This is a genomic window from Chitinophaga dinghuensis, assembly GCF_003259435.1.
GTDB classification, from domain to species: Bacteria; Bacteroidota; Bacteroidia; order Chitinophagales; family Chitinophagaceae; genus Chitinophaga; species Chitinophaga dinghuensis.
This window is the reverse complement of the sequence record NZ_QLMA01000013.1, coordinates 94346-120068: the sequence shown is the minus strand read 5'-3', so window position 1 is coordinate 120068 and position 25723 is coordinate 94346. Positions and strand designations below refer to the sequence as shown.

Annotated in this window: 21 protein-coding genes; 20 read left to right on the top strand and 1 reads right to left on the bottom strand. The window is 45.8% G+C overall.

What is annotated here, in order from left to right:
* Nucleotides 1-160 precede the first annotated feature (160 nt).
* Nucleotides 161-1123 (top strand): hypothetical protein, encoded by a 963-nt coding sequence (locus tag CLV59_RS28355; RefSeq protein WP_111595489.1) that lies wholly within the window; start codon nt 161-163, stop codon nt 1121-1123.
* Between the two features lie 62 nt (nt 1124-1185).
* Here CLV59_RS28355 and CLV59_RS28350 read toward each other — a convergent pair whose 3' ends face one another.
* Nucleotides 1186-2142 (bottom strand): nitrilase family protein, encoded by a 957-nt coding sequence (locus CLV59_RS28350; protein ID WP_111595488.1) that lies wholly within the window; start codon nt 2140-2142, stop codon nt 1186-1188.
* A gap of 88 nt (nt 2143-2230) precedes the next feature.
* Between CLV59_RS28350 and CLV59_RS29385 the strand changes: the two genes are divergently transcribed.
* The 19 genes from CLV59_RS29385 (at nt 2231) to CLV59_RS28255 (ending at nt 25722) form a co-directional block, all read left to right on the top strand.
* Nucleotides 2231-4456, top strand: coding sequence for a helix-turn-helix domain-containing protein (locus tag CLV59_RS29385; RefSeq protein WP_111595487.1), 2226 nt, complete (start codon nt 2231-2233; stop codon nt 4454-4456).
* 107 nt (nt 4457-4563) lie between these two features.
* On the top strand, nt 4564-5301 hold the full coding sequence (locus CLV59_RS28340; protein WP_111595486.1) for a (Fe-S)-binding protein: 738 nt from the start codon (nt 4564-4566) through the stop codon (nt 5299-5301).
* Nucleotides 5301-6689: a LutB/LldF family L-lactate oxidation iron-sulfur protein gene (locus CLV59_RS28335; protein WP_111595485.1), complete on the top strand. Its 1389-nt coding sequence runs from the start codon at nt 5301-5303 to the stop codon at nt 6687-6689. The genes CLV59_RS28340 and CLV59_RS28335 overlap by 1 nt, the downstream gene beginning before the upstream one ends.
* Nucleotides 6673-7242, top strand: coding sequence for a LutC/YkgG family protein (locus CLV59_RS28330; protein ID WP_170137956.1), 570 nt, complete (start codon nt 6673-6675; stop codon nt 7240-7242). Before CLV59_RS28335 ends, CLV59_RS28330 begins: the two co-directional genes overlap by 17 nt.
* 597 nt (nt 7243-7839) lie before the next feature.
* On the top strand, nt 7840-9663 hold the full coding sequence (locus tag CLV59_RS28325) for a polysaccharide biosynthesis protein (RefSeq protein ID WP_245950974.1): 1824 nt from the start codon (nt 7840-7842) through the stop codon (nt 9661-9663).
* A 65-nt stretch (nt 9664-9728) separates the two neighbouring features.
* On the top strand, nt 9729-10523 hold the full coding sequence (locus CLV59_RS28320; protein ID WP_111595483.1) for a polysaccharide biosynthesis/export family protein: 795 nt from the start codon (nt 9729-9731) through the stop codon (nt 10521-10523).
* Nucleotides 10524-10532: 9 nt separating this feature from the next.
* Nucleotides 10533-12911, top strand: a complete 2379-nt coding sequence (locus tag CLV59_RS28315) for a GumC family protein (protein ID WP_111595482.1) — start codon at nt 10533-10535, stop codon at nt 12909-12911.
* An 18-nt stretch (nt 12912-12929) separates the two neighbouring features.
* Nucleotides 12930-14216, top strand: coding sequence for a nucleotide sugar dehydrogenase (locus tag CLV59_RS28310; protein ID WP_111595481.1), 1287 nt, complete (start codon nt 12930-12932; stop codon nt 14214-14216).
* Between the two features lie 24 nt (nt 14217-14240).
* Nucleotides 14241-15239, top strand: a complete 999-nt coding sequence (locus CLV59_RS28305) for an SDR family oxidoreductase (protein WP_111595480.1) — start codon at nt 14241-14243, stop codon at nt 15237-15239.
* A 32-nt stretch (nt 15240-15271) separates the two neighbouring features.
* Entirely contained in the window at nt 15272-16561 is a 1290-nt protein-coding gene (locus CLV59_RS28300) for an oligosaccharide flippase family protein (RefSeq protein ID WP_111595479.1), read from the top strand.
* A complete protein-coding gene (locus CLV59_RS28295) occupies nt 16558-17601 on the top strand; it encodes an ATP-grasp domain-containing protein (protein ID WP_111595478.1) in 1044 nt (347 codons plus the stop codon). The genes CLV59_RS28300 and CLV59_RS28295 overlap by 4 nt, the downstream gene beginning before the upstream one ends.
* Nucleotides 17598-18809: an O-antigen ligase family protein gene (locus CLV59_RS28290; protein WP_111595477.1), complete on the top strand. Its 1212-nt coding sequence runs from the start codon at nt 17598-17600 to the stop codon at nt 18807-18809. The genes CLV59_RS28295 and CLV59_RS28290 overlap by 4 nt, the downstream gene beginning before the upstream one ends.
* Nucleotides 18810-18827: 18 nt before the next feature.
* Nucleotides 18828-19892, top strand: a complete 1065-nt coding sequence (locus tag CLV59_RS28285) for a glycosyltransferase (RefSeq protein WP_111595476.1) — start codon at nt 18828-18830, stop codon at nt 19890-19892.
* Between the two features lie 4 nt (nt 19893-19896).
* Nucleotides 19897-20985, top strand: coding sequence for a glycosyltransferase (locus CLV59_RS28280; protein WP_170137954.1), 1089 nt, complete (start codon nt 19897-19899; stop codon nt 20983-20985).
* A gap of 10 nt (nt 20986-20995) precedes the next feature.
* The gene (locus CLV59_RS28275; protein WP_111595474.1) at nt 20996-22135 is read left to right on the top strand and encodes a right-handed parallel beta-helix repeat-containing protein; all 1140 of its coding nucleotides are present in this window, start codon (nt 20996-20998) and stop codon (nt 22133-22135) included.
* 36 nt (nt 22136-22171) lie between these two features.
* Complete coding sequence (locus CLV59_RS28270; protein WP_111595473.1) at nt 22172-23299, top strand: glycosyltransferase family 4 protein; 1128 nt, start codon at nt 22172-22174, stop codon at nt 23297-23299.
* A complete protein-coding gene (locus tag CLV59_RS28265) occupies nt 23299-24240 on the top strand; it encodes an NAD-dependent epimerase/dehydratase family protein (RefSeq protein ID WP_111595472.1) in 942 nt (313 codons plus the stop codon). The genes CLV59_RS28270 and CLV59_RS28265 overlap by 1 nt, the downstream gene beginning before the upstream one ends.
* 1 nt (nt 24241) lies before the next feature.
* Entirely contained in the window at nt 24242-25195 is a 954-nt protein-coding gene (locus tag CLV59_RS28260; RefSeq protein WP_111595471.1) for an MraY family glycosyltransferase, read from the top strand.
* Entirely contained in the window at nt 25192-25722 is a 531-nt protein-coding gene (locus CLV59_RS28255) for a PglD-related sugar-binding protein (RefSeq protein ID WP_111595470.1), read from the top strand. The genes CLV59_RS28260 and CLV59_RS28255 overlap by 4 nt, the downstream gene beginning before the upstream one ends.
* The last annotated feature ends 1 nt before the right edge of the window (nt 25723 follow it).

Here is a 25723-nt window from a genome sequence, read left to right as displayed (position 1 = left end):
AATCAGACTAAATCTAAATGGAATGAGCCCGGTAAAATACCGAGCTCAGTTCCAAAATACTTAATTTTTTTATCCAACTTTTGGGGAGCAGTCCATACGAGCATCCTCTTTTTAATATCGTTATAGCTTGATATATTCTCAACTGTTACCTATTTATCCTATGAATCTATTCACATATAAGCCAGCACTGTTATTGCAAGACAAGTTTGTTGCGACAGACTTAAAGCTTTCATCCTATAATCAATCTGAATTATGGCAGGAGTGGAAGAATAGTGCCTATTTCATTCAAGTCTGTTATTCCAGTGATTTTGAGATAATACAGGCCACTAATTCCATTACAGTAACGAGCATAACTGATATTGATTACTATTTCCGATACAGCAAATTTATACCCGCTATTATTGACGAGAAGAATAAGGATGGAAAGTCGTTTTTCTTGTTTGGTCTCTCCGAAGATCTTCTTGCACAGACATTCACGCAAACTTGGGTCTTTGATGAGGATAGGGTAGTGGTAGTGATCGATGAAAATTATGAAGTGTTGCATTATGAAATCCGGGAACAGAAGGATGGACTTATGCGCATTACCCCGCTTAAATGCCAGGAGCCTGCACCGCAGTATGTTTCCACCAGAATACAGGACGAAAAGGAACAACCAATATTATCAGACTTTCTGAGAGAAGTAGTTGGAGATCGTGGTCTCACCATTTTTGATGGAGAATGTATTTCAGGAGCTGCTGATTATGTTGAGATATTGAATGATCTGAAAACGTTAACAGACCCTGTAATAGAGGTGGCAGATATTAAAATTGAAGACCATAGATCGATCTGGAAAATAGCATTGAGCATAAATGGCATAGCGCATGATTTTACAGTTAAGGGAGACACAGATTGGTTTGATGAAAATTTTATCCGTCAGATAAATGTTGCGCTGCGAGCATCTGGTTCGGCCCATACTTTTTATGCAGTTACAGATGAAGATTATGGCCAAGGATTTGGGGTAGTATATCTACATAATTCCCTCGCAGCTTGTATTACAGCATATCTCAAAACTACCGGACTTTGGGAAGAATGGGAGGGCATTGATAATTTGCTGGACTATTCCTCCAGTCGGGGGACATATTAATGATAAAAAAAGTGGACGAGTCAATCATGATTGACTCATCCACTTTTTTTATCATACGATCTTTACTTTTTTTCTCCCTGCAGCCATACCACTTTCTGCACGCTATCGTGCTGCTGGCCGATAATATCCGCATAAAGCTCTGGTCTTCTTGCCTGGCGGTAGCGATATCCACCGGCTTTTTGCAATTTATCGCGGGTTAGTACAGCGGTTACTACTTCGTCGCCGAGTTTGCGGCATTCGGTGAGAATATCTCCAAAAGGATCTACGATCATAGAACAACCATTTTTCAGCTGATCATCATCCATGCCTATAGGATTGGAGAAAACGGCATAAATGCCATTGTCATATGCGCGTGCCGGCAACCATTTCATGAGCCAGGAGCGGCCTTTCATGCCATCAAATTCCAGTCGCAGCGGGGTAGGGTTGGTATCCCTTTGTTCCCAGAGGCCTGCATCTACGAAACCTGCGCCAGGGCGTGGACTAGGCGTACACATGGTCACATGAGGCATGAAAATAATATCAGCTCCCAGTAAGGCGGTGGCGCGTACATTTTCCACTATGTTATTATCGTAACAGATGAGGATACCGCATTTCCAGCCATGGAGATCGAAAACTACATATTCATTGCCTGGTTTCAGATGTGGGTTAATGAAGGGATGCAGTTTACGATATTTGGCTACCAGGCCATTTTTGTCTACGCAAACGTATGCTTTGAACAACTGATTCGCTTCGTCTTTTTCAAAGAGTCCGGCCAATATACTGATGTTGTTTTCAGCGGCGATGGCGGTCAACTGACGAATGGAAGGGCCGTCTGGAATGGGTTCTGCAATTTCCAGCATTTGGGCTTCACTGAGGTGGCGGGCAAACGTATAGCCAGTGATACTACATTCATGAAAGGCGACTACCTGCGCGCCATCTGCGGCGGCAGCTTTGGAGAGTTCCCTGATTCTTCCGAGGTTATACGCTTTATCGTTGCTGCGGTTCTCAAACTGAGCTGTGGCTACTTTAATTGTTTCCATAAAATAATATCTTAATCACGAAGATATGCTTCCAGGGGCTAAAGTCATGTTAAAAATACCTATATTCGCAGTTTCAATTTTATAGGAGATGGCCCAACCAGATAGCGCAAATGTCGTCTTTAACCTGGCGGCAGATTTTGTTAACCAGACTAACCGCCACATCTTTCTTACTGGAAAGGCAGGAACGGGGAAGACCACATTTCTGAAATATATCAAGGAGAATACCCGCAAAAATACCGTAATTGTTGCACCTACCGGTGTTGCGGCTATTAATGCAGGCGGTGTTACCATGCACTCTTTTTTCCAGCTTCCTTTCGGGCCATTTGTGCCTGGCACCAAGCGTGGATTTACAGATGATATAGTCAGCAGTACAGACAGACATTCCCTCTTCCGCAATATTCGCTTCACCAACGATAAGAAAGCATTACTACAGGAACTGGAACTCCTGATCATTGATGAGGTGAGCATGGTTCGCTGCGATATGCTGGACGCTATGGACGCAATTTTGCGCCATTTCCGGAATAAGCCACTGCAACCATTTGGCGGTGTACAAGTGCTGTTTATCGGAGATCTGTACCAGCTGCCACCAGTTATTCCGGAAGATGAATGGACCTTGTTGTCGCAATACTACAATTCGCCCTTCTTCTTTGATGCAAAAGCCATAGAACAACAACCGCCACTGTATATTGAGCTGAAAAAAATCTATCGTCAGAACGAACAGGAATTCATCGACATCCTGAACAGAATTCGTAACGATAAAGTGGAAGGCGAAGATTTACAGCTGCTGAATAAATATTATCGCCCTGAATTCAAGGGAAATGAAGACGAGGAATTTATCGTACTGACCACGCATAACCGCAAGGCAGATGATATCAACGCATCGCGACTGGCAGCTATGCCCGGAAAATTGCATCGCTTCGAAGGGAAAATTGAGGGCGACTTCTCCGATAAGGCATTGCCTACTGAACTTGTGCTGCAATTGAAAGTAGGAGCGCAGGTGATGTTCCTCAAAAATGATATCGCACAGCCCCGTCGCTATTACAATGGTAAAATTGCTACTGTAACAGAGATTGATGAAGACGAGATTACACTGCTGCTTTCCGGTTCCCATGAAGAAATGAAACTGGGAAAGGAAACCTGGCGAAATATCCGCTATCACTTTAATGCTGATGAAAACAGCATAGAAGAAGAGGAAATCGGCAGTTTCACACAGTTCCCTATTCGCCTTGCTTGGGCGATCACGATTCATAAAAGTCAGGGTCTTACTTTTGAAAGAGCCATCATTGACGCCGGTTATGCCTTTGCACCAGGACAAGTATATGTGGCTTTGAGCCGCTGTACCTCCCTCGAAGGACTAGTACTGCATTCCCGCATTGGATTTGGCAGTATTAAAACTGATCCGCGCGTTATTGAGTTTGCAAGACAGGAAAGTGAACCGAATGAAATGGTAGTGCTGCTGGAAGTAGAGCGTAAGAAATACCAGGCGTCTTTCCTCCTACATTTATTCGACTGGTATAAAATGCAGGCACTCATAAAATCGCATGCCATCTGGATCGAGGACAAGAAAATCCCTGATTTTGATGCTGCGCTAAAAATGACCCGTTATCTCTCCAGTGTAATTATTCAACAGGCTGAAGTGGCTGCTAAATTTACTGTGCAGTTACATCAACTGCTGGATGTAGTGGCCCAAACCGGCGAAACAGAACAACTGGAAGAACGTATCACCAAAGCAGTAGGCTATTTTACCAAGAGCATATACGAAGAAATGATTGTTCCCCTGCGGGAGCATACAGAAGAAGTGAAGAAAGCCAAAGCCAAGAAATACCATTTACAGCTGATGTCCCTGGAATCTGATTTCTGGGTGAAACTGCAACAGGTATGGGAATGCGCCTATGGCGATATTCATTTCAACAAAGGATTGACCGATTATTTGGCCAAACGTACCGGTACAGATGCTCCTGTAGCCGCACCTGCGAAAGCGAAAGGCAAGGTGGAGAAAGGAAGTAGCAGGAGAGGATCGCTGGAATTATTCCTGGGTGGTAAGACAATCGGAGAGATTGCCACTGCTCGCAACCTCGCTGCCAGCACCATAGAAAGCCATTTGGCTCAATGTGTGGAAGCCGGTGAGTTGGAGCTCGAGAAATTTGTTCCGGAAGGCATTGTAAAGCTCATTATGAACCATATCCGCGACCTGGGCGCTACCGCTACAGGCCCGATCAAGGAACGTACAGGAGATGCCGCCTCTTTCGCCCAGATACGCGCCGTACAAGGATGGCTGCAACGCAAACAAAGGGAAGAAACCCTGCAAGAATAATATTTTATCCCCTTTCGGGTAATAATGAATTAATAACCGGTAAAAAAATGCAAGGATTCCTATGTCTCCAGCTGCTAAATTTGCAGTACAACTAATATAGGAAGCACTTGAAAGTCGGACTTTTTATACCCTGTTATATAGACCAGTTCTATCCACAGGTAGGTATTGCCACCTTACAGCTGTTGCAGAAGCTGGGCTGTGAGGTGGAATACCCACAAGGACAAACATGCTGTGGCCAGCCTATGGCCAATTCAGGCTTTGAACATCTCACACACGGCTGCAACAGCCTCTTTGTAGATCATTTTAATGGATTTGATTATATCGTAGCTCCTTCAGGCAGTTGCGTACTCCATATTAAGGATCATTTACATGATCCCAAAAGGGAAGCTGCTGCCGAAAATATACGGGCACGTATATACGAGCTTTCCGAATTCCTCACAGACGTACTGAAAGTGACTTCGCTGCCGGCAAAGTTCCCACATAAAGTAGGACTGCATCAGAGCTGCCACGGACAACGTGGCCTCCACCTGGCGCAGATGAGCGAACTGGTAGACCAGCCTTTCTCCAAACCAGGGCAACTCCTGCAAATGGTGGAAGGCCTGGAACTCATTTCACTGGACCGTACGGATGAATGCTGCGGATTTGGAGGTACCTTCTGCGTGGCAGAAGAAGCCGTATCTGTAAAAATGGGAGTAGACCGTATAGCCGATCACGTTAAACATGAGGCAGAAGTCATCACAGGTACGGACGTCAGTTGCCTCATGCACCTGGAAGGTATTATCAATCGCCGTCAGCAGCCATTGCGGGTGATGCATATCGCTGAAATTCTTAATAACACTATCTGATGAACAGTCAACATACCGATCACGCCTCACTTGCCGGAAAGTTCAATGAAAACGAACTAAGGGTAAACTGGCATGATGAAACATTATGGTGGGTAAGGAAAAAGAGAGATCGCATGGCCTGGTCTGTAAATGGCTGGGAAAAACTAAGGGAAGCCGCCTCCGATATCAAACGACATGTACTGGGAAACCTTCACGATTACCTGGTACAATTCGAGCAACAGGCCATTAAAAACGGCGCTGTGGTACACTGGGCTGCAGATGCCGCCGAACACAACAAAATAGTACTGGAAATACTGCAAAAACACCAGGTGAAACGCATGGTGAAAAGTAAATCCATGCTCACGGAAGAATGCCATCTCAACCCGCACCTGGAAGCCCATGGTATCGACGTGATAGATACAGATCTCGGCGAACGCATTGTGCAACTGGCGAAAGAACCGCCTAGTCATATCGTGCTGCCTTGTATTCATAAGAAGAAAGAGGAAATCGGGGATTTATTCCACGAACATCTGGGTACCCCTGCAGGTAACGCAGATCCGCAATTCCTCACCGCTGCGGCACGTCAACATCTGCGACAGGAATTCCTCCAGGCAGATGCCGCCATCACCGGTGTGAACTTCGCAGTAGCAGAAACCGGCGAAATGGTGGTTTGTACGAACGAAGGAAATGCTGATATGGGCGCGCATCTCGCAAAAGTGCATATCGCATGTATGGGCCTGGAAAAAATTATTCCTAAACGAAAACACCTGGGCGTATTCCTGCGATTACTGGCAAGAAGCGCTACCGGACAGCCTATCACCACGTATTCCAGCCATTTCCGCCAACCGCGGGAAGGACAGGAGTTACACATTGTTTTAGTGGATAATGGCCGCTCCAGACAATTAGGAAGAGAGGATTTTCGTAATTCATTGAAGTGTATCCGTTGTGGCGCTTGTATGAATACCTGCCCTGTTTACAGAAGAAGTGGAGGACATAGTTATCATACTGCGGTGGCTGGCCCTATCGGCTCTATCCTGGCGCCCAATCTGGATATGAAAGACTTCGCAGATTTACCATTTGCATCCACACTCTGCGGCTCCTGCTCCAATGTATGTCCCGTGAAAATAGATATTCACCAGCAACTATATAAATGGAGACAGGTCATTGTACAGGAAGGATATGCTACTACCGGAAAGAAAATGAGCATGAAGATGATGACGTCTGTATTGTCATCTCCAGCTACCTATCGTACTGCCGGCAAAATGGGCAGATGGGTATTGCGTGCATTTCCTGGCATGGTGAATAATAAAATGAATCCATGGTATAAACAAAGAGAAATGCCCGCGCCTCCGAAAGTATCTTTTTCTGAATGGTATGCAAAAAATAAAAAAGATGAGCAGCAGGGATAAAATATTACAAGCCGTAAAGAACAATCAGCCGGAACATACGATGCTGCCTTCTTTGGAAGGATTGTCGGATATGCCTGATACGCTGGAAGATTATAAACGAGTAGTGGAAGGATTAGGCGCTATCGTGGAAGAAGTAAATAGCGAAGCAGATGAATTAGCTGCACTGGATAAACATCTACCGGATAGATTACGTATGATTGATGCAAGGTCATCCATACAACGCGAATGGATACACGAAGATCCACATTCGCTGGAAGATGTAGATGTGGCTATTGTAGAAGGCCAGTGGGCAGTGGCAGAGAACGGTGCAGTCTGGTTAACAGAAAAAGATATGCAGGTACGCGCATTGCCATTTATATGTCAGCATCTCATATTAGTAATATCACGCGAACGTATACTCGCAACGATGCATGAGGCGTATGAAAAAATCGGATCGCCTGAAAATGGTTTTGGCGTTTTCATTGCAGGTCCATCTAAAACAGCAGACATTGAGCAGTCGCTCGTACTAGGCGCACACGGCGCGAAAAGCTTACTGGTGCTGGTTAAGCCATGAATGGAAAAAGTGAATTATATTAGATAAAAATTAACGCCGCAATCGCGGCGTTAATTTTTTTTCAAAAAAATGTTTGTTTGTTTAACTTGTTGGTATAATGTTTGTTCCTTAGAAACACTTTGAAAAACCATATCGAGCGTATTGTCGCAATATCAGAATTGCTAACCAGAAAAATTGAAAAGCCATGCATCGCAACAAAACTTTAGAGAAGCTGTCACAGCGGATTTTAACTGTATGCACTAAAAAATCTTCAGAAAGGCATATTAATTTTCCGTTTCATTGATATAGATTTCAAATTTTATTTTCTACTTTGCATTCACTATTGAAAACCGAAAGTATTATCACGCATACTAACATTACGTAGGAATGCAAACTTGTTAACTGGATCAGTCCATTCTTTTGTGGTATCTATGAAAACCACCATCACAACGGTATTTGGGCTGATTAGAGAAAATATTTTATAACCATATCTTATTATTGAAACCTATGGTGCGAAAAACATCATGGATCACCCCGTCGTGGCTAATACTATTGCTCGACCTTGGGTGTTCCGTTCTGGCTGTCAATTTAGCCTTTCTGTTGCGGCTGAATTTTGATATGAAGGACATTGCGCCTTATCCTATCGCGCAGATTTCATTGTGGGTCCTGGGAGTTAATTTACTACTGTCACTCTCACTACGTACATACCGGGGAATTGTTCGCCATACAGGTATGGCCGACATTGGCCGTATTGCAGGTATGAACGTGCTTTGCAGCGCGGTATTATTTACTATCGGTTATGCATATACGCAATATGCAGACCTGAATATATTTCCGCTTTCCATCATTCTGATTTACTTTTTTATCAGCGCATTTGCCTTACTGTCGTACCGATTGCTGGTGAAATGGACCTTCCGATATTATTCGTTGTTACGTTCTTCCAATAAGGAACGCGCTGCCGTTTTTTATACCGGACATACCGGACTCATGCTGCGAAAAGCCATCAGCGATGATCCTGCCGCAGAAATACGCGTGGTAGCCTTTATTGCAGATGCCGCCGCTCATGCAGGTAAATCATTGGAAGGACTCCCAATTTATTCTGCTGACACCAATCAGCTGTACCGGTTAGTGCAGGCAAAGGTGAACGTATTGCTGATACCAGAAGATCATATACAACCAGAACGACTGAACGAACTTGTGGATACCTGCATTTCATTGAATATAAAAGTGCAGAAAGTAGTGCCTGTCAGCCAATGGGTAGACGGCGCTGTAAATAACAGTGTACAATTGAAAGACATTAATATTGAAGACCTGCTGGAAAGAGCTGAGATAAAAATCAGAAACCCCCGCATCAGCGAAGAGCTGAAAGGCAAGAATATCCTGGTAACCGGCGCTGCCGGATCTATCGGAAGTGAAATTGTGAGGCAGCTGGTAAAATATGAACCAGGATTGATCGTTCTCTGTGATAAGGCCGAATCGCCCCTCCATGAACTGGAGCTGGAACTGGCAGAAAAATCCGGCCGCGCACAAATCATTCCTTTCATCGGGAATGTATGCGATCATACCCGCATGCAGCAACTGTTTGATATCTATGCTCCCGCAATAGTTTATCATGCTGCCGCCTACAAACACGTACCCATGATGGAAAAGAATCCGTCCATCGCTGTAATGAACAATGTACTGGGCACTAAAATCATGGCAGAACTTTCCGTTGAATACCACGTGGAGAAATTCGTGATGGTATCTACGGATAAAGCAGTAAATCCCACCAATGTAATGGGGGCTTCCAAACGCATTGCAGAAATCTTCTCCCAATCATTCAATAATTACCTGAATGAGCAATACCAGCGGCCAGGGCCTGTTTACGGTACGCCGCCGACCCGCTTTATCACTACCCGTTTCGGAAATGTGTTAGGCTCTAATGGTTCTGTCATCCCCCGCTTTAAACAACAGTTGGAGAAAGGCGGACCATTAACAGTCACGCATCCGGATATCACCCGCTATTTCATGACAATTCCGGAAGCTTGCCAGCTCGTACTGGAAGCCGGTTCTATGGGGCAAGGAGGAGAGATCTTTGTCTTCGATATGGGGAAACCCATGAAAATCGCAGACCTGGCCCGCAAGATGATTCGCATGACAGGTAAGGAACCCGGAAAAGATATCCAGATAGTATACACCGGCCTCAGACCCGGAGAAAAATTATACGAGGAACTGTTGAACAATGCAGAAAATACCATGGCTACCTATCACGAGAAAATCATGATTGCCAAGGTACGCACATACAACTTCACCCTGGTAAATGAACAGGTGGAAGATCTGATAGAAGCAGCGAGCAAGCACTATCTGATGCCTACTGTGGCACAGATGAAAAAATTAGTCCCCGAATTTATCAGCAGAAATTCTGCCTACGAGGAGCTGGACAAAGGCACCATTACCATGTAACAGTAACGCATATACTAAATAGAGAGTTGACTATGATAATAAGCAATCAAAAACGGACAGATGCAATGCAGCCCCGGTACAGTTCCCTGTACTGGCTGCTTCTGTTAGTCGTTTCCGGGCTTTTCGCATGCAGAGCGCCCAAAAATATTACTTACTTCAAAGATCTGTCAGACACCATTCCGCACACGGAAGTAGAACAAGCCGCCTATAAAACGCCGGCTATCCAGGTGGATGATATCCTGCAGGTGACCATCCAGACACTGGACCCCAACGCTACTGCCTTACTCAATCAACAAGGACAATCAGTACCCGGCGGCACTCCCGCAGGGATGCCTGGTACAGCGGTTTCCGGCTATCTGGTAGATAAAGATGGAAATATCTCCTTGCCAATGATCGGCAAACTACAAGTGAAAGGAAAATCCACAGATGCAGTAAGAGATGAAATTCAAACAAAGGCTGCTGCGCTATACAAAGATCCGGTGGTGAATGTGCGCTTTGCGAATTTTAAAGTGACGGTATTGGGTGAGGTGGCAAGGCCGTCTTCCTATATCATGCCCAACGAAAAAGTAACCCTACTGGATGCAATAGGCATGGCCGGCGATCTGACCATCTACGGTAAACGGGAGAACGTACTCCTCATCCGTGAAAGCGAAGGAAAGAAAGAGTTTGTACGATTCGACCTGAATAAAAGCAACCTGTTTACTTCTCCCTATTATTATTTGCGGCAGGGAGATGTGATCTACGTGGAGCCAAACAAGCAAAAGGTTGCATCAACAGATATGTCGCAGGTAAAACGTATTTCTATCATGGCTTCTGTACTGTCATTACTGATTGTCGTGGCCTCCAGGATTAACTTTTAATTTAAGATCATGCAGGAGAATAAATATCAATCTTTCAACGGCAGGTACTCGCTCAACGGCAATGCTGCAACCGAACCGGAAGCAACGCTGGACCTCCGCAAACTGCTGGATCACCTGGGCCGCTCCTGGTACTGGTTTGTATTCAGTATTCTACTGACAGGCACACTGGGCTGGATCTATCTGCGATATGCCACCCCTGGTTATAAAATCAATGCCAAAATACTGGTAGAGGATAAACAAAAAGGGGCAGACATTCCAGGCGCTGATCTCTTGCAGCAGATGGAAATGTTTACCAGCAAAAGCAGCGTGGATAATGAACTGGAAATTATCAGTTCCCGCTCGCTGATGGAAAAGGTAGTAAGAGATCAACAGCTATATATCCGTTACCTCGTGGAAGGCCGCCTGAAAAAAACGGAAATATATGGCAATGTACCTTTCTCTATGAACTGGCTCTCGCTCAAGGATAGTCTGGCCGTAGCGAATTACGTACTGGAACCCATAGGGAAAGACAGCTTCCAGCTGAGCATTGATAAGTGGAGTAAAAAAGCTGCATGGGGAGACACGATCCAGTCTGTCGCAGGACTGCTCCGCATAGACAGAGATACGGAATATCCCCTCGATCATAAAGAATATACACTGGAGGTGAGTCCGGTGGATAAAACGGTAGCCGATTACCTGCGTCAGTTGGATGCGGCCATTCCCAACAAACAGGTAAGTACCATCGATATGACCATGTCCGCCGATATTCCCCGCAAAGGAGAAATGGTGCTCAATAAACTTATCGATGCCTATTTGCGTGCCAGTGTGGAAGATAAAAACCGTATTGCGGACAGTACCATCGCTTTCATCGATAACCGCCTGACCATCGTTACTTCGGAACTATCCGGCGTGGAAAAAAATATCCAGCGTTTCAAAGAAGCCAACCAACTGGCGGATCTTGGCGAACAAGCCAAACTCCTCGTTGCTGGCACCGGCGATTCCCGCAAACAACTGATCGATCAACAGGTGAAATTGAATGTGGTAGAATCATTGGAGCAATATGTAAAAGATGAAAAGAACAATAAAAGGGTAGTGCCGGCGGCTATCGTGGTACAAGATCCTACTTTCGTCAGCCTCGTTGAAAAATACAATACCCTCCAGCTGGAAAGAGAACGTTTACTGCTGGCCAATACAGAAGGACACCCGGTTATTCATAACATCGATGTACAACTGGCTGGACTGCGCAGCGATCTGCTCAGTAACCTGAGCACTTTCAAAAAAGGAATACAACTTAGCCTGGAAGCCATGCAAGCCAATGCAGGCAACCTGGATAAGCAGATTCAAAAGGTGCCATCCACAGAAAGGGTGTTTTTAGACTATTCCAGGCAACAGGCCATTAAGCAGGAGTTATACCTGTATTTACTGAAGAAACGCGAAGAATCGGCCATTTCCAAGTCTTCCAACCTGGCCATTGCCCGGATCATAGACCCGGCGAAAAGCGATCCTAAGCCTTTTAAACCCAAGGGTTTGTTTATCTATCTGATCGCCTTTATCTTTGGTATGGGCTTACCGGCAGGAATTTTCTACCTGGCAGACCTGTTAAACAGGCGTATACGCAGCAGGGAAGAAGTACAATCGCTCACGCCGGCGCCTGTACTGGCCGAAATAGGACATAATACGGAAGAAGAACTTGTTGTGGTTAAAAAGGATGTAAGAACCCCGCTGGTAGAACAATTCAGGGCATTACGCACGAATCTGCAATTCATCATGACCAATCCGCAGGAAAAGGTAATTTTACTGACCTCCAGTATGAGCGGCGAAGGTAAATCCTTCGTAGCCACCAACCTGGCTGCAGTGATTGCCCTCTCCGGTAAAAGAGTCCTGCTGATGGAAATGGACCTGCGCAAACCTAAAATTTCAGAAAACCTCGGTCTTAGCAATCATACCGGTTTCAGTACATACGCCATCGGTAAATCAGCCATGGACGCTGTCATAAAACCTTCCGGTATACACGAAAACTGTTGGTTAATTTCCTCCGGGCCAATCCCTCCCAATCCGGCGGAATTGCTGCTGATGGAAAATACCGGCCTGCTCTTTGCAGAACTGCGCAAAATGTTCGACTATATCATCGTGGATACCGCTCCTGTTGGCCTCGTTACAGATGCCCAGCTGCTGGCAAGATTCGCAGATGCGTCGTTATACCTGATGCGCCAGGGCTATACCTTCCGCGAACAGGCCAAACTGACCAAAGACCTGCTCCTCCACCAGAAGATGCCTCGTCTCAATATCATCATCAACGATGTGAAACAAGGCACCTCCTACGGTTACGGATATGGCTACGGTTACGGCTATATGGAAGAAGAGAACAAACCAATGATCAGAAAAATCAAAAAAGTATTCAGCAAATAAATTTTTATTGAAAACACTATGAATCAGGATATCAAAATTGGAGTTATTGGCCTGGGCTATGTAGGATTACCGCTCGCCGTGGAATTTGCCAAAAAATACAAGGTAATAGGATTCGATATCAACGCTTCCAGAGTGGCTGACCTCATGGGCGGTAACGATCATACCCTGGAAGTTAGTTCAGACCAGCTCCAGGCAGTACTGACCGACTGTACAACGCCTACTGGCCTGTATTGCACCAATGAACTGGAGCGCATCGCACCTTGTAACGTCTATATCGTAACGGTACCTACGCCTGTTGATAAAAACAACAGACCCGACCTGACTCCACTCTTCAAAGCCAGTGAAACAGTAGGGAAGGTGCTGAAAAAAGGAGATATCGTGGTGTATGAATCTACGGTATACCCTGGTGTAACAGAAGAAGAATGCGTGCCTGTACTGGAAAAACATTCCGGCCTCCAATTCAATAAAGATTTCTTTGCAGGATATTCTCCGGAACGTATCAACCCGGGAGATAAAGAACATACGGTGGCCAAAATTCTGAAAGTAACTTCCGGTTCCACCCCAGAAGTGGCAGAAACGGTAGACCAACTCTATCGCTCTGTAATTACTGCAGGTACGCATAAAGCAACCTCTATCAGAGTGGCAGAAGCGGCAAAAGTAATCGAAAACGCACAACGAGATATCAATATCGCATTCGTCAATGAACTGGCGAAAATATTCAATCGCCTCGGCATCGATACCGATGAAGTATTGAAAGCCGCCGGTACTAAATGGAACTTCCTGAAATTTAAACCAGGATTAGTAGGTGGTCACTGCATCGGCGTAGATCCTTACTACCTGGCGCAAAAAGCGCAGGAAGCCGGTTATCATCCGGAGATCATTCTCGCTGGCCGCCGCCTCAACGATGGCATGGGCGCTTATGTGGCCCAGGAAGTGATCAAACTGATGGTGAAGAAAGATATCCCGGTAAAAGGCGCTAAAATACTGGTACTGGGCGTTACCTTCAAAGAGAACTGCCCGGATGTAAGAAACACCAAAGTAGTGGATATCCTCAACACGCTGGCAGATTACGGTACCAACATCACCATCTACGACCCTTGGGCTACCCCTGGAGAAGTGGAACATGAGTACGGTTGGAAATCACAGCAAGACCTGAATACCGTTTGCGATTATGATGCTGTTATTCTAGCTGTGGCACATGATGCATTCAATGAGCTGAACATTAACAAACTTTGTAAGAATCGCGCAGTGGTATACGATGTAAAAGGGGTGCTTCCAAAAGAAATAACGGACGCACGCCTGTAATTGCTCATCTCTCAAAAAATAATCATGTACGATAAACCATATCATAACGATAGTCTGAATAATAAATCCTTCCTGGTCACAGGAGGCGCAGGATTCATCGGGTCCGGCCTGGTGGAATACCTGCTGAAATACGGCGCTAAAAAAGTACGCGTATTAGATAACTTTGCGACCGGCAGTATGGATAATATCCGGCCACACCTGGATAATCCCAGCTTCGAACTGTTGGAAGGAGATATCCGTAACCCGGAAACCTGCCGCGAGGCTGTCATAGGAATAGACTATGTAAGCCACCAGGCGGCACTCGGCTCTGTTCCCCGCTCTATCAATGATCCGCTTACTTCCAATGATGTCAATATCACCGGCCATCTGAATATGCTCGTAGCGGCAAGAGATGCTGGCGTCAAAAGAATGATCTACGCTGCCAGCTCCAGCACTTACGGCGATCATCCGGGATTACCAAAAGTGGAAGACCAGATCGGTAAACCATTATCGCCATATGCTATTACCAAATTTGTAAATGAATTGTATGGAGACATCTTCTCTCGTACCTACAATTTTCACACCATAGGTCTGCGCTATTTCAACGTGTTCGGACCACGGCAAAACCCTCGCGGGCCTTATGCAGCAGTGATTCCGCTGTTCATAGAAGCCGCCCTGAAAGGGGAAGCCCCTTTCATCAACGGTGATGGCGAAACCAGCCGCGACTTCACCTTCGTGGAAAATGCAGTGCAGGCCAATGTAAAAGCCATGCTGCTGCCGGAAATAAAACAACATGAAGTAATTAATATCGCCTTCGGTGAACGTACCACCCTAAACCAATTATGGGAGGTGGTCACCGGCCTCGCAGGCAAACAAATCCCGGCGCAATACCGCGATGAACGCGCCGGTGACGTTAGACACAGTCTTGCTAATATTCAGAAAGCTAATAACCTGATAGGATATACGCCCGAATTTTCTGTACACCAGGGGCTGAAACTGGCGTACGACTGGTATGCTGCCAACCTGCAGCAACGCACCGTTTAATATGTTACCGCAGTAGCGGATAGAACCTTTTTATGAACTTAACCATATCTAAGCTACGACGCAAGTGGTCAGACACTGCCGTGAAATACCGGCTGCATGCCCCTAAGCAACTGTCAGGCGAACACAAAACCCTGATCAGAAACTTCGGAGCACTCTCCATCCTGCAAGGGCTGAACATGATACTGCCGCTGATCACACTGCCATACGTACTCCGTATTTTCGGTACGGAAAAATATGGCGTGATCGTACTGGCAAACTCCTTGCTGGCTTACTTTCAAAGCTTCGCAGACTTCAGCTTTAATATTACCGCTACCAGAGATGTGGCCGTACACCGCCACAGCAACAGAGCCCTCAGTCTGATCTATAGCCGCGTACTATCTGTGAAGTCAGTACTGGTCCTGTTTTCATTCCTTTTATTCCTGCCGCTCGTACTCTTCGTACCACAGTTCGCAGACAATAAAATGGTATTCCTGCTGGCTTTCCCGGCACTTGCAGGCTATGCGTTGTTCCCGGAATGGTTCTTCCAGGGCATGGAAGAGATGAAGTTCATCACCATCCTCTCTGCCTGCATAAAAATTTTCTTCACCATCTGCATATTCGTATTTATCCATCGCCAGGAAGATTTCTTCCTGTACCCCATGTTCAATGCCCTGGGATATATAGGGGCAGGACTCTATGCGCAATACCTGCTGCATAGCAAGTACGGCCTGCATTTCCAGTTTATTGGATTCCGGAAAATACGACAGGTACTACGCAGTAACTTCAACATCTTTATCAACCAATTTCTGCCCAACTTGTACAACAACTCCACCACCTTTCTGCTGGGTATCCTCACCGGAAACGCGGCAGTAGGGGTGTATGGGGCAGCGAAAAGCCTGATAGAAGCCGCCAACACCGGCCTGAACATATTGTCACGAGTGTTTTTTCCTTTTCTTAACCGCAACAGCGGCGCCTTTGATAAATTCCGCAAACTAATCCTTGCTGCGGGGATCGTGCTGTGCGCAGGTATCTGCGCACTATCGGTTCCCATCGCCAGGATCTTTCACCTGAAAGGAAGCAATGCCGTGTGGATGCTTTGCATCATGGCGGCCAGCATCGTTTTTATGGCGATGTACTACTGCTATGGCACCAACTACTTCATCGTGAAAAGAGAAGATAAACTGGTGATGAAAAATACAGTCCTTGCCTCTGTAACAGGCTTTGTGATGGCCTTCCCCCTGATCATGCTGTTCTCCGGCGTAGGCGCGGCAGTAAACCTCGCTGTGGCCAGAGGACTCATGGGAATTGGCCTTTGGTGGAAATATAAAAAAGAAAGAAAATGAAACTGGCTATTCATCCCACTCCAGGCTCCTTTAGTGATCGCTGGATAGATTATTGCCGTAATAACGGTATCGGATATACGTTGGTGGATTGTTATCGCAATGATATCCTGGAACAATTGAAAGACTGCGACGCACTCTTGTGGCACTGGCATCACGGAGATTATAAAGCAGTGCGCTTCGCGCGACAACTGACCCTCTCCCTGGAAGCCGCCGGCAAAGTAGTGTTCCCGGATACGCATTCTGCCTGGCACTTCGATGATAAGGTAGGGCAAAAATACCTGATGGAAGCATTGCATGCGCCACTGGTACCTTCCTTTGTATTCTATGATAAAAAAACTGCATCAGACTGGATCAACAAAACGTCTTTCCCTAAAGTATTCAAACTGAAAGGCGGCGCTGGCGCCTCTAATGTTCGACTGGTTCATACTGCGGCAGATGCCCGCAAACTGGCCAGCAAAGCCTTTGGCCGCGGATTTGCAGCCCGTGACCGTTTCAATCGCTTCAGAGATGCGTTGTGGCGATTTAAACGCGATAAAAACAGGGCTGCTTTCCTCGGTCTGTTCAAAGGAATCGGAAGAATATTCTTTCCTACCGTATACGAAAAAATGCAGGGGAAAGAAAAAGGCTATCTCTACTTCCAGGAGTTCATGCCAGACAATGGGTATGATACCCGCATCATCGCCATAGCTGGAAAAGCCTTTGCCATCCGCAGATACAACCGCAAGAACGATTTCCGCGCTTCCGGCAGCGGTGTGATTGGCTACAACAGGGAATTATTCGATACCCGATGCGTACGCATCACTTTGGATCTGGCAGCGAAAATGAAATCCCAGAGTCTTGCCCTGGATTTTATTTACGATACACAACAACAACCACTCATCGTTGAAATGAGCTACGGCTTTGCGATGAAAGTATACGATGCCTGCGAAGGCTACTGGGATCATGAACTGAACTGGCATGAAGGACCTTTTGTACCACAAGATTTTATGATGGAAACAGTAATAGAACAAATACTAACCCGTAAACCGGTTTACTCATGAAACCACTGCCGGTAAAAATATTGGTGTCGATGTTCATTATGAGCCTGCTCTTCCTCAACAAGGAATGGCTGGTGATATATGGATGGGGGATTACTGCGCTCATGTACTTCGCTTTCATACTTGATCTGAAGAATGTCCGGACTTTCAGCTTCCACTCCAATGTACATGGTTCCAGGATCTTCCTGCTGGCCATGCTAGCATTGCTGTCTACACTCTGGTCCCCGGATGCAGAGGCCACTTTACAACACGCTTTTGTGATGTTCATTCTGGTGGCCAACAGCTTCATATTGTACTATTTCCTGGTCAGGTATCAGCTGCATGGTATGGTGACTTCCATCGTACTGATCTACGCTTTCATCAATTATTCACTGGCATTGGGACTTCCGGTATTTAAGTTCCTGGAAAATCACGACGATGAAATGATGCGTTTTATCGGAACAGAACTGAATCCAAACTACCTGTCTATCATGCTGATGTTTTCCATTTTCCTGAGCCTCCTGGCATTTCACCGGAATCAGCTGAAAACGCGCATGGCGAAAGGATTACATCTCCTTAATATCTTGCTGGCATTATATACTATTTTCCTCACTGCCTCCAGGAAAGGGATTGGATTTGGCCTGCTCCTCATCTGTTTTTATGGACTGATTCATATCAAAAGTCTACTCGGGTCATTCAAAACAATCGCTATCGGAGCCATCGCCATTTTCGCAATATCCTTTTTTATGAAAGGCGATTTTGTCAATGAAAACATTGCACCCGCTATGGATCGCATCGGACGCCTGTTCCTGACAATTGGCGGCCGCGATAACGAAGGGAGTACGGAAGACAGGGTTAAATTCATCCGCGAAGGCTGGCAACAGTTTACTGCCAGTCCCATTATCGGGTATGGCGCTGCCAGCTTCCGCTACTATTATCATTTTTATGCACATAATAACTATATAGAATTACTTTTCGGAGTAGGCTTCCTCGGACCTGTTATCTATTACAGCATTCACTTCTCCATTCTGAATAAACTCAGAAAGTATCGCACAGGGATCTTCCTCGCTGCGTTCCTGATCGTGCTGATGCTGATGGATGTAGGACTGGTAGCCTATTACGATAAACGAATTATGTTGATGTTGCTGTTGATTATCATTACAGCAGACAGGGAAATTCAGGAAAAGCAGCTATCCGACAGTCTGCGCCGGTTCCCGCTGAGCCTTAATTAACAGTTAATACGAAGGTGAATGAAAAAGAAGATTGCGTTTATACTACCCAGTTTAAAAGGCGGAGGCGCTGAAAAAGTGGTGATGAATATCATCAACTCCCTGGATACTACCCAGCTGGATATACACCTGATTGTGATCTGCCCGGCCTACGACTATATCGATCTGCTGACGCAACAAGTGAAAGTGATCAGGTTGGAGAAACCAAGCACCAGTGCAGGTATCCGGGATATTTACCAGGTGATGAAAGAGCTCCAGCCACATATCGTATTCACCACACTGAATCATATCAGTATTATCAGTATCCTGATGCGCCGCCTCACTGGTGGTAAGTATGTGAATGTAGTACGGCTCCCCACACTTCCCAGCAATATGCTGGGCGCCGGTATGAAAGGAAAAATAGAACGATTTCTGAACAGGAAAGTGCTCAGACATGCCCATCACGTCATCGCACAAACGACGAGGATGAAAGAAGAAGCGGAAACATTCTATCGCATTCCGGCAAAGAAAGTCAGGCATATTCCCAACCTGGTGAACATCCGGCAGGTGGAAGCCATGGCAAATGAACTGATTAACGTATACGACTACACGCGATTCAATATAGTTGCGGCAGGGTCCTTGTATTCTGCTAAAGGATTTGATGTATTAATAAAAGCAATGCCTGCTGTACTGCAGGCGATACCGCAGGCCCGGCTGCATATTCTCGGGAAAGAGAATATGGAACCCGGTTATGGAGCATTCCTCCGGAAAATGGTGAAGGATATGAATTTGGAAGACGCGGTGCTTTTCCATGGCTTTAAATCCAATCCATATCCGTATTTCAGAGAAGCGGATCTGTTTGTACTATCCTCCCGCAAGGAGGGATTTCCTAACGTAGTGCTGGAAGCCCTGCTGCTGGGAACTCCCGTTGTAGCCACCAGTTGCGTGGATTTCAAAGGTATTATAGAACCTGGTGTAAATGGGGACGTAGTACCTGTGGAAGATGAAAAGAAACTGGCTGCAGCAATAGTAAATGCAAAAAGCCTCTCTGCCCCGAAACTGGCAGTCAGGAATTTTGATTATTCCTCATTCTTTATGTCCGTTTAAACTGATGAGCGATCGTAAAATTTTATTTGTAATCACCACCCTTGGATTTGGTGGCGCTGAAAGCCAGCTGCTGGGCATCATTCCGGCATTGGCCGACAGAGGGTATGATATCTCCCTACTAACTATTAAATCAGACCTCGGGCTGTTGAACCGACTCGATAAAAGAGTCCGACATTTCCACCTGGGCCTGAATGGTCCCAAAACAATGCTGCACGCCTGGAAACAATTGAAACAGGTGATGAGGAAAGTACAACCAGATATTGTACACTGTCATCTCTATCACGCCAATTTATTAGGCCGGTTGATTAAACTGCGATATCCTGGAATCCGCGTCATCAATACATCTCACAGTAATTATGATGCGCGCAAACGGATGATCAGCCCTTATCTTTTTTACCGCCTGACCAATCGTTGGGTAGATTATCATACGGCCGTTTCGACGCCCGCCCTGGAACGATTACAGGAGAAGAAAAGTATCGATGCCAACAGATCAGCTGTGGTATACAATGCGATCGATGTAGAGTTATTTGCACAGCCTGCTGAAAAACAGGTACAGCCTGTGTTTCGCTGGATTGCAATTGGCCGGTTAATTGAAGTCAAAGATTACAGAAACCTGATCGATGCGTTACAATTGTTACTACGTTCCGGTATTTCTTTCTCTGTAGACATCGCCGGAGACGGAGATCTGAAACAGGAATTGAAAGCGCAAACAGAACTGGTAGGACTCAACAGACACGTTACATTCCTGGGACTGGTGAAAAATATTTCCGCTATCATTCCCGATTATGACGGCTACGTCATTTCTTCCCGCAGCGAAGGGATGCCCATGGCACTGTTGGAGGCGATGTCTGCCGGATTACCGGTCGCAGGTACAGATGTAGGCGGTATCAGAAGTATTGTGGAAGGAGCGGAGGGCGGTATTATCGTTCCGCCAAGAGACCCGGTAGCATTGTCTTCCGGCATGATGCAGCTGATGAAAACGGATATCCATACCCGTAAGACATATGGAGGACGTAATGCCGCATTTGTGAGAAATAATTTCGAAAAATCCATGATACTCAATTCATGGGAAGCTATATACGAAAATCGCTAAAACTAAGTATATGCGCAGACGTTGTTTAACCTTTACGGCCTGCCTCTGGTTATGGGTAGGCTGTTACGCTCAGGATGCATTCCGTTACCGGGCATTGCCATCCACATATAGTAACAGTCAGACTGCCACTCCGTTTCGCAGCGCTGCTGTCAGTGATAATGCAGCGGCCTTTGACCTGGCAACTGCTTTGCCGTCAGGCTATGTCAAAGATGGATCTGTGGACTATACGAGCCAGTTGCAGTCGGCCATAAATACACATAATGTGGTAAAAATGCCCGACTTCCCCGTAATGGTCAACGATGCAGGTATCTCATTGAAAAGTAACAGTACCGTAATATTTCAGCCAAATTCTGCGCTGGTACTGCAAGCCACAGGAAAGCCAAAGTATGCAATCCTCCGCATGCTGGATGTACAAAATGTGAAAGTGTATAATCCGGTGATTATCGGGGACCGCGACAAACATAATGGAAGTGGTGGAGAATGGGGGATGGGAATAGATATTCGTTCCAGCGATAATATCAGTATTTATAATCCACGGGTGTCAAAATGTTGGGGAGACGGCATTTACATTGGTCAGGCAGAGAAAATGAATGCGAATACCAATATCGCCATTTATAATGCGCTGGTAGATAATAATCGTAGAAACGGCATTACCATCGGCTCTGTGAAAGGATTAAAACTGATACAACCTGTAGTGAGTAATACTTCGGGAACATTGCCTATGGCAGGTATCGATATAGAACCGAATAGTAGTGCAGATGCGGTCGATAATGTAACCATTGATCGTCCGGTAACATTCAATAATGAAAAATATGGTATTGTTATTGGGTTGTCCCGTTTGCCTGGTCCGGATCAAAAGCAAGTGAATATTACCATTAATAAACACACAGATGATGGCAGCGGCAGCGCCTTCTGGATGGGCGGCACGGATGCCCGCTACACTGCCGCCGATAAGCCGCTGGCTGGTAGCATACAAGTACTGGACCCTGTCTGGAAAAATAATGCAGTACCTTTTAAAGGCGCTAAAACATATGACTTTGCACCACCATGTAAGTTCAGAAATATTTCTATTCAGAAGCCTGGTAGCAACAACGAAGTAGAAAAACTAAAACGTATGCAGGCCAACAAGAAAAACCTGGATATACAGTAAGGAATTAGAAAAACCGCGAAATTTTAACCATATCTCATGAAACTGTTTATCGTTGTAAACGTAGACTGGTTCTTCCTGTCGCATAGGTTACCCATTGCGCTCGCTGCCAAAGCAGCTGGTTACGATGTAACTATCGTTACGGCAGACACAGGCCGTGCAGAGGAAATACGTAGTCATGGCTTAAAGGTAATCGACCTGCCCTTTAATCGCTCCGGCACCAATATGAAGGAAGAACTGAATACAATTCGCCAACTGTTACGCCTATATAAAAGACATAAGCCGGACGTATTGCATCACGTTACTATCAAAGTGGCTTTATATGGCAGTATCGCTGCGCGGCTATGCAAAATAAAAGGAATTGTCAACGCTATTAGTGGCCTGGGATACAACTTCACCGCTGGCCGGAAAGGGCTGGCGCAGAAAGTGCTGCTCACCATGATGAAATTTGGATTCCGGGGAGGCAACAAGCATTTCATTTTTCAAAATGAAGATGATGTACAGGTGTTCCGTTCCATGCGCTTAGTGGAAGATCAGGATGTGACGCTGATCAAAGGCTCCGGCGTAGACCTGAAAGAATTCAATTTTGTGGTCAAACATCTCCCTCCTGGAAAAATAAAAGTCTTATTGCCTGCCCGCATGCTGCGGGATAAAGGAGTCATAGAGTTTATTACTGCTGCAAACCTGATCCGTAAAGAATTACAGGGCATAGCCCAGTTTATTTTAGCAGGAGATGTGGACCATGAAAACCTCGCAGCCATTCCGGAAGAGGAACTGCGTTCGCTCACTGATGGAGACTACATCAAATGGATTGGCTACCAGAAAAATGTGCGCCAGTTGTTACAGGAATCAGACCTGGTAGTATTACCCTCTTACCGGGAAGGGCTCCCTAAATCACTGATAGAAGCCGCTGCGGTCGGACGCCCTATCATCACCACAGATGTTCCCGGTTGCAGGGAATGCGTTATACATGATTACAATGGTTTCCTGGTGCCAGCAAAAGATGCGGAAGCATTGGCGGCAGCTATGCGCCGACTCATCCTCTCCGAAGAGCTACGTAAGCGTATGGGCGCACATTCCAGAACATTGGCAGAAAAAGAGTTTGGAGTAGATAAAGTCGTAGAGAAAACATTACATATTTACAGAAACCTGGCAAAAGTATCCTGATGAAGGTATTAATGAGTGGTTATCGTGGCTTTGCAGGTACTAACCTCATGGCCTACACGAAAGAGAAGTGGCATGTCACCGGGCTTACCCGCCGCCGCGAGTCCTATGAACAACCGGCAACGGCCATCACATGGGAAGAATTGACGAATGGTCCCATGCCGGAAGTGGATGCAGTAGTACATCTGGCAGGTAAAGCGCATGATATGAAAAATACCAGCGCGCCAGCGGCTTATTTTGAAGCGAATACTTACCTGACGCAACAACTGTTTGATCGCTTTCTGCAAAGCGATGCGAAATATTTTATATACTGCAGTAGTGTGAAAGCTGCTGCGGATGAGGTAACAGGCATGCTCACAGAAGAAGCGGCGCCCAATCCTAAAACGATCTATGGCAAATCAAAACAAATGGCAGAAGCCTACCTGCAACAGCAATTGCTGCCTGCGGGTAAATACCTTTATATCCTGCGCCCATGTATGATTCACGGACCAGGCAATAAAGGAAACCTCAACCTGCTGTATGGATTTGTACAACGTGGAATTCCTTACCCTTTATCAGCCTTCGAAAATCGACGTTCCTTTTTGTCTGTAGAAAATTTATCCTTCGTAGTAACGCAACTGCTGGAAAGCGGTGGTAGCATTCCTTCCGGCGTTTACAACCTGGCCGATGATGAATCGCTCTCCACAAACGACCTCATTCAAATCATGGAGGAAGTAACTGGAAAGCATGTACGCAAATGGCATATTTCTCCTGGATTTATCCGGCGTATGGCAAGGATAGGAGATGTGATCCGCTTCCCGCTCAATACAGACCGCTTGCAGAAACTGACATCTTCCTACGAAGTATCCAACAAAAAAATTAAACAGATGCTGGGGCTGGACAGGCTGCCTATTGATGCCCGTTCCGGCCTGACAGCCACTATCCGAAGTTTTCAATCCGAATGATATGACTTATTTAATCATCGCTTGTATTTTAATGGCCGCTATCCAAATTTATTTCAAGATAGCAGACCAACTCAATATTATCGATAAACCAAATCAACGTAGTTCGCATACTACCGTTACAATCAGGGGAGGAGGAATAGTAATACCGCTTGCGGCTGTTTGTTACATGATTTTTTTTCACCAGGTTTCCTGGTTTATAATTGCCGGGCTATTACTCATCAGTGCCGTCAGCTTCGCAGATGATGTGAGTAGTCTTTCCAGCAGGGTCAGGCTCCTGGTACAATTAACCGCAGTGGCACTAATGCTCTTTGGTTTGGGTGCGCTGCAGTCATGGCCCTGGTGGATTACGGCCATCAGTTTTCTGTTAATGGTAGGCGTGATAAATGCCTACAACTTTATGGATGGTATCAATGGAATTACTGGTCTGTACAGCCTGGTAGCATTGCTGAGTCTGTGGTATATTAACGTATATGAATATACGTTTACAGATCCTGCATTTATTATCTGCCCGATCATAGGTTGTCTGGTATTTCTTATTTTCAATTTCAGGAAAAAAGCGAAATGTTTTGCCGGCGATGTAGGCAGCGTAGCGTTGGGGAGTTGGGTCACTATTCTGCTGCTGTGGCTAATCTGGAATAGCAACGATCTGCGGTATATTTTGCTCTTGGCAGTATATGGCTGCGACACCGTTTTAACAATTTTACATAGATTATTCCTCGGACAGGATATCTTTGAAGCACACAGGTTACATTTTTACCAGATACTGGCAAATGAACAACAAGTTCCTCACCTTTTGGTGAGCACAGGTTATGGCATATTGCAGCTGGCAATAAATATGATGATACTGAATACTCACTGGAATTTTGTTACGACATTCGTAGTTAGTTGTCTGCCATTGGTAGCCATATACGCCAGTATGAAAAACAGACTGATGACCAAATCTATCGCATTATGAAAAAAGAAGTAGTTATTTATGGCGCTGGTGGCCATGCACGCGTGATATCTTCCCTCATAAAAAATCAGCTCCGCGAAGTAAGTTGTTTCTTTGATGATCAGGAATCCTTGCAGGGAAATGTAATGCGATATAATAAAGATGCTTTCCCGGATGCGGAAATGATCATTGCAGTAGGCAACAACACTACGCGTCAGCGGCTGGCATCGGAAGTTGCACATGAATTCGGCACTTTCGTTCATCCTGCAGCCACCGTAGATGCAGATACCGTACTCGGTGAAGGAACGGTGGTATTAGCAAAGGCAGTTATACAAGCCAATGTGAAAATTGGCGCGCATGTGATTATTAATGCAGGCGCGATTGTAGATCACGATGCCGTAATAGAAGACTATGTACACATTGCGCCGAATGCCTGTATTGGCGGTGGCGCGCATATCGAGAAGGGCGCTGTTATCGGCGCCGGGGCTGTAGTGTCTCGCTTCGCGAGAGTGAAAGCCAATACGGCTGTTCCTCCGCTGACGGTAGTATAGC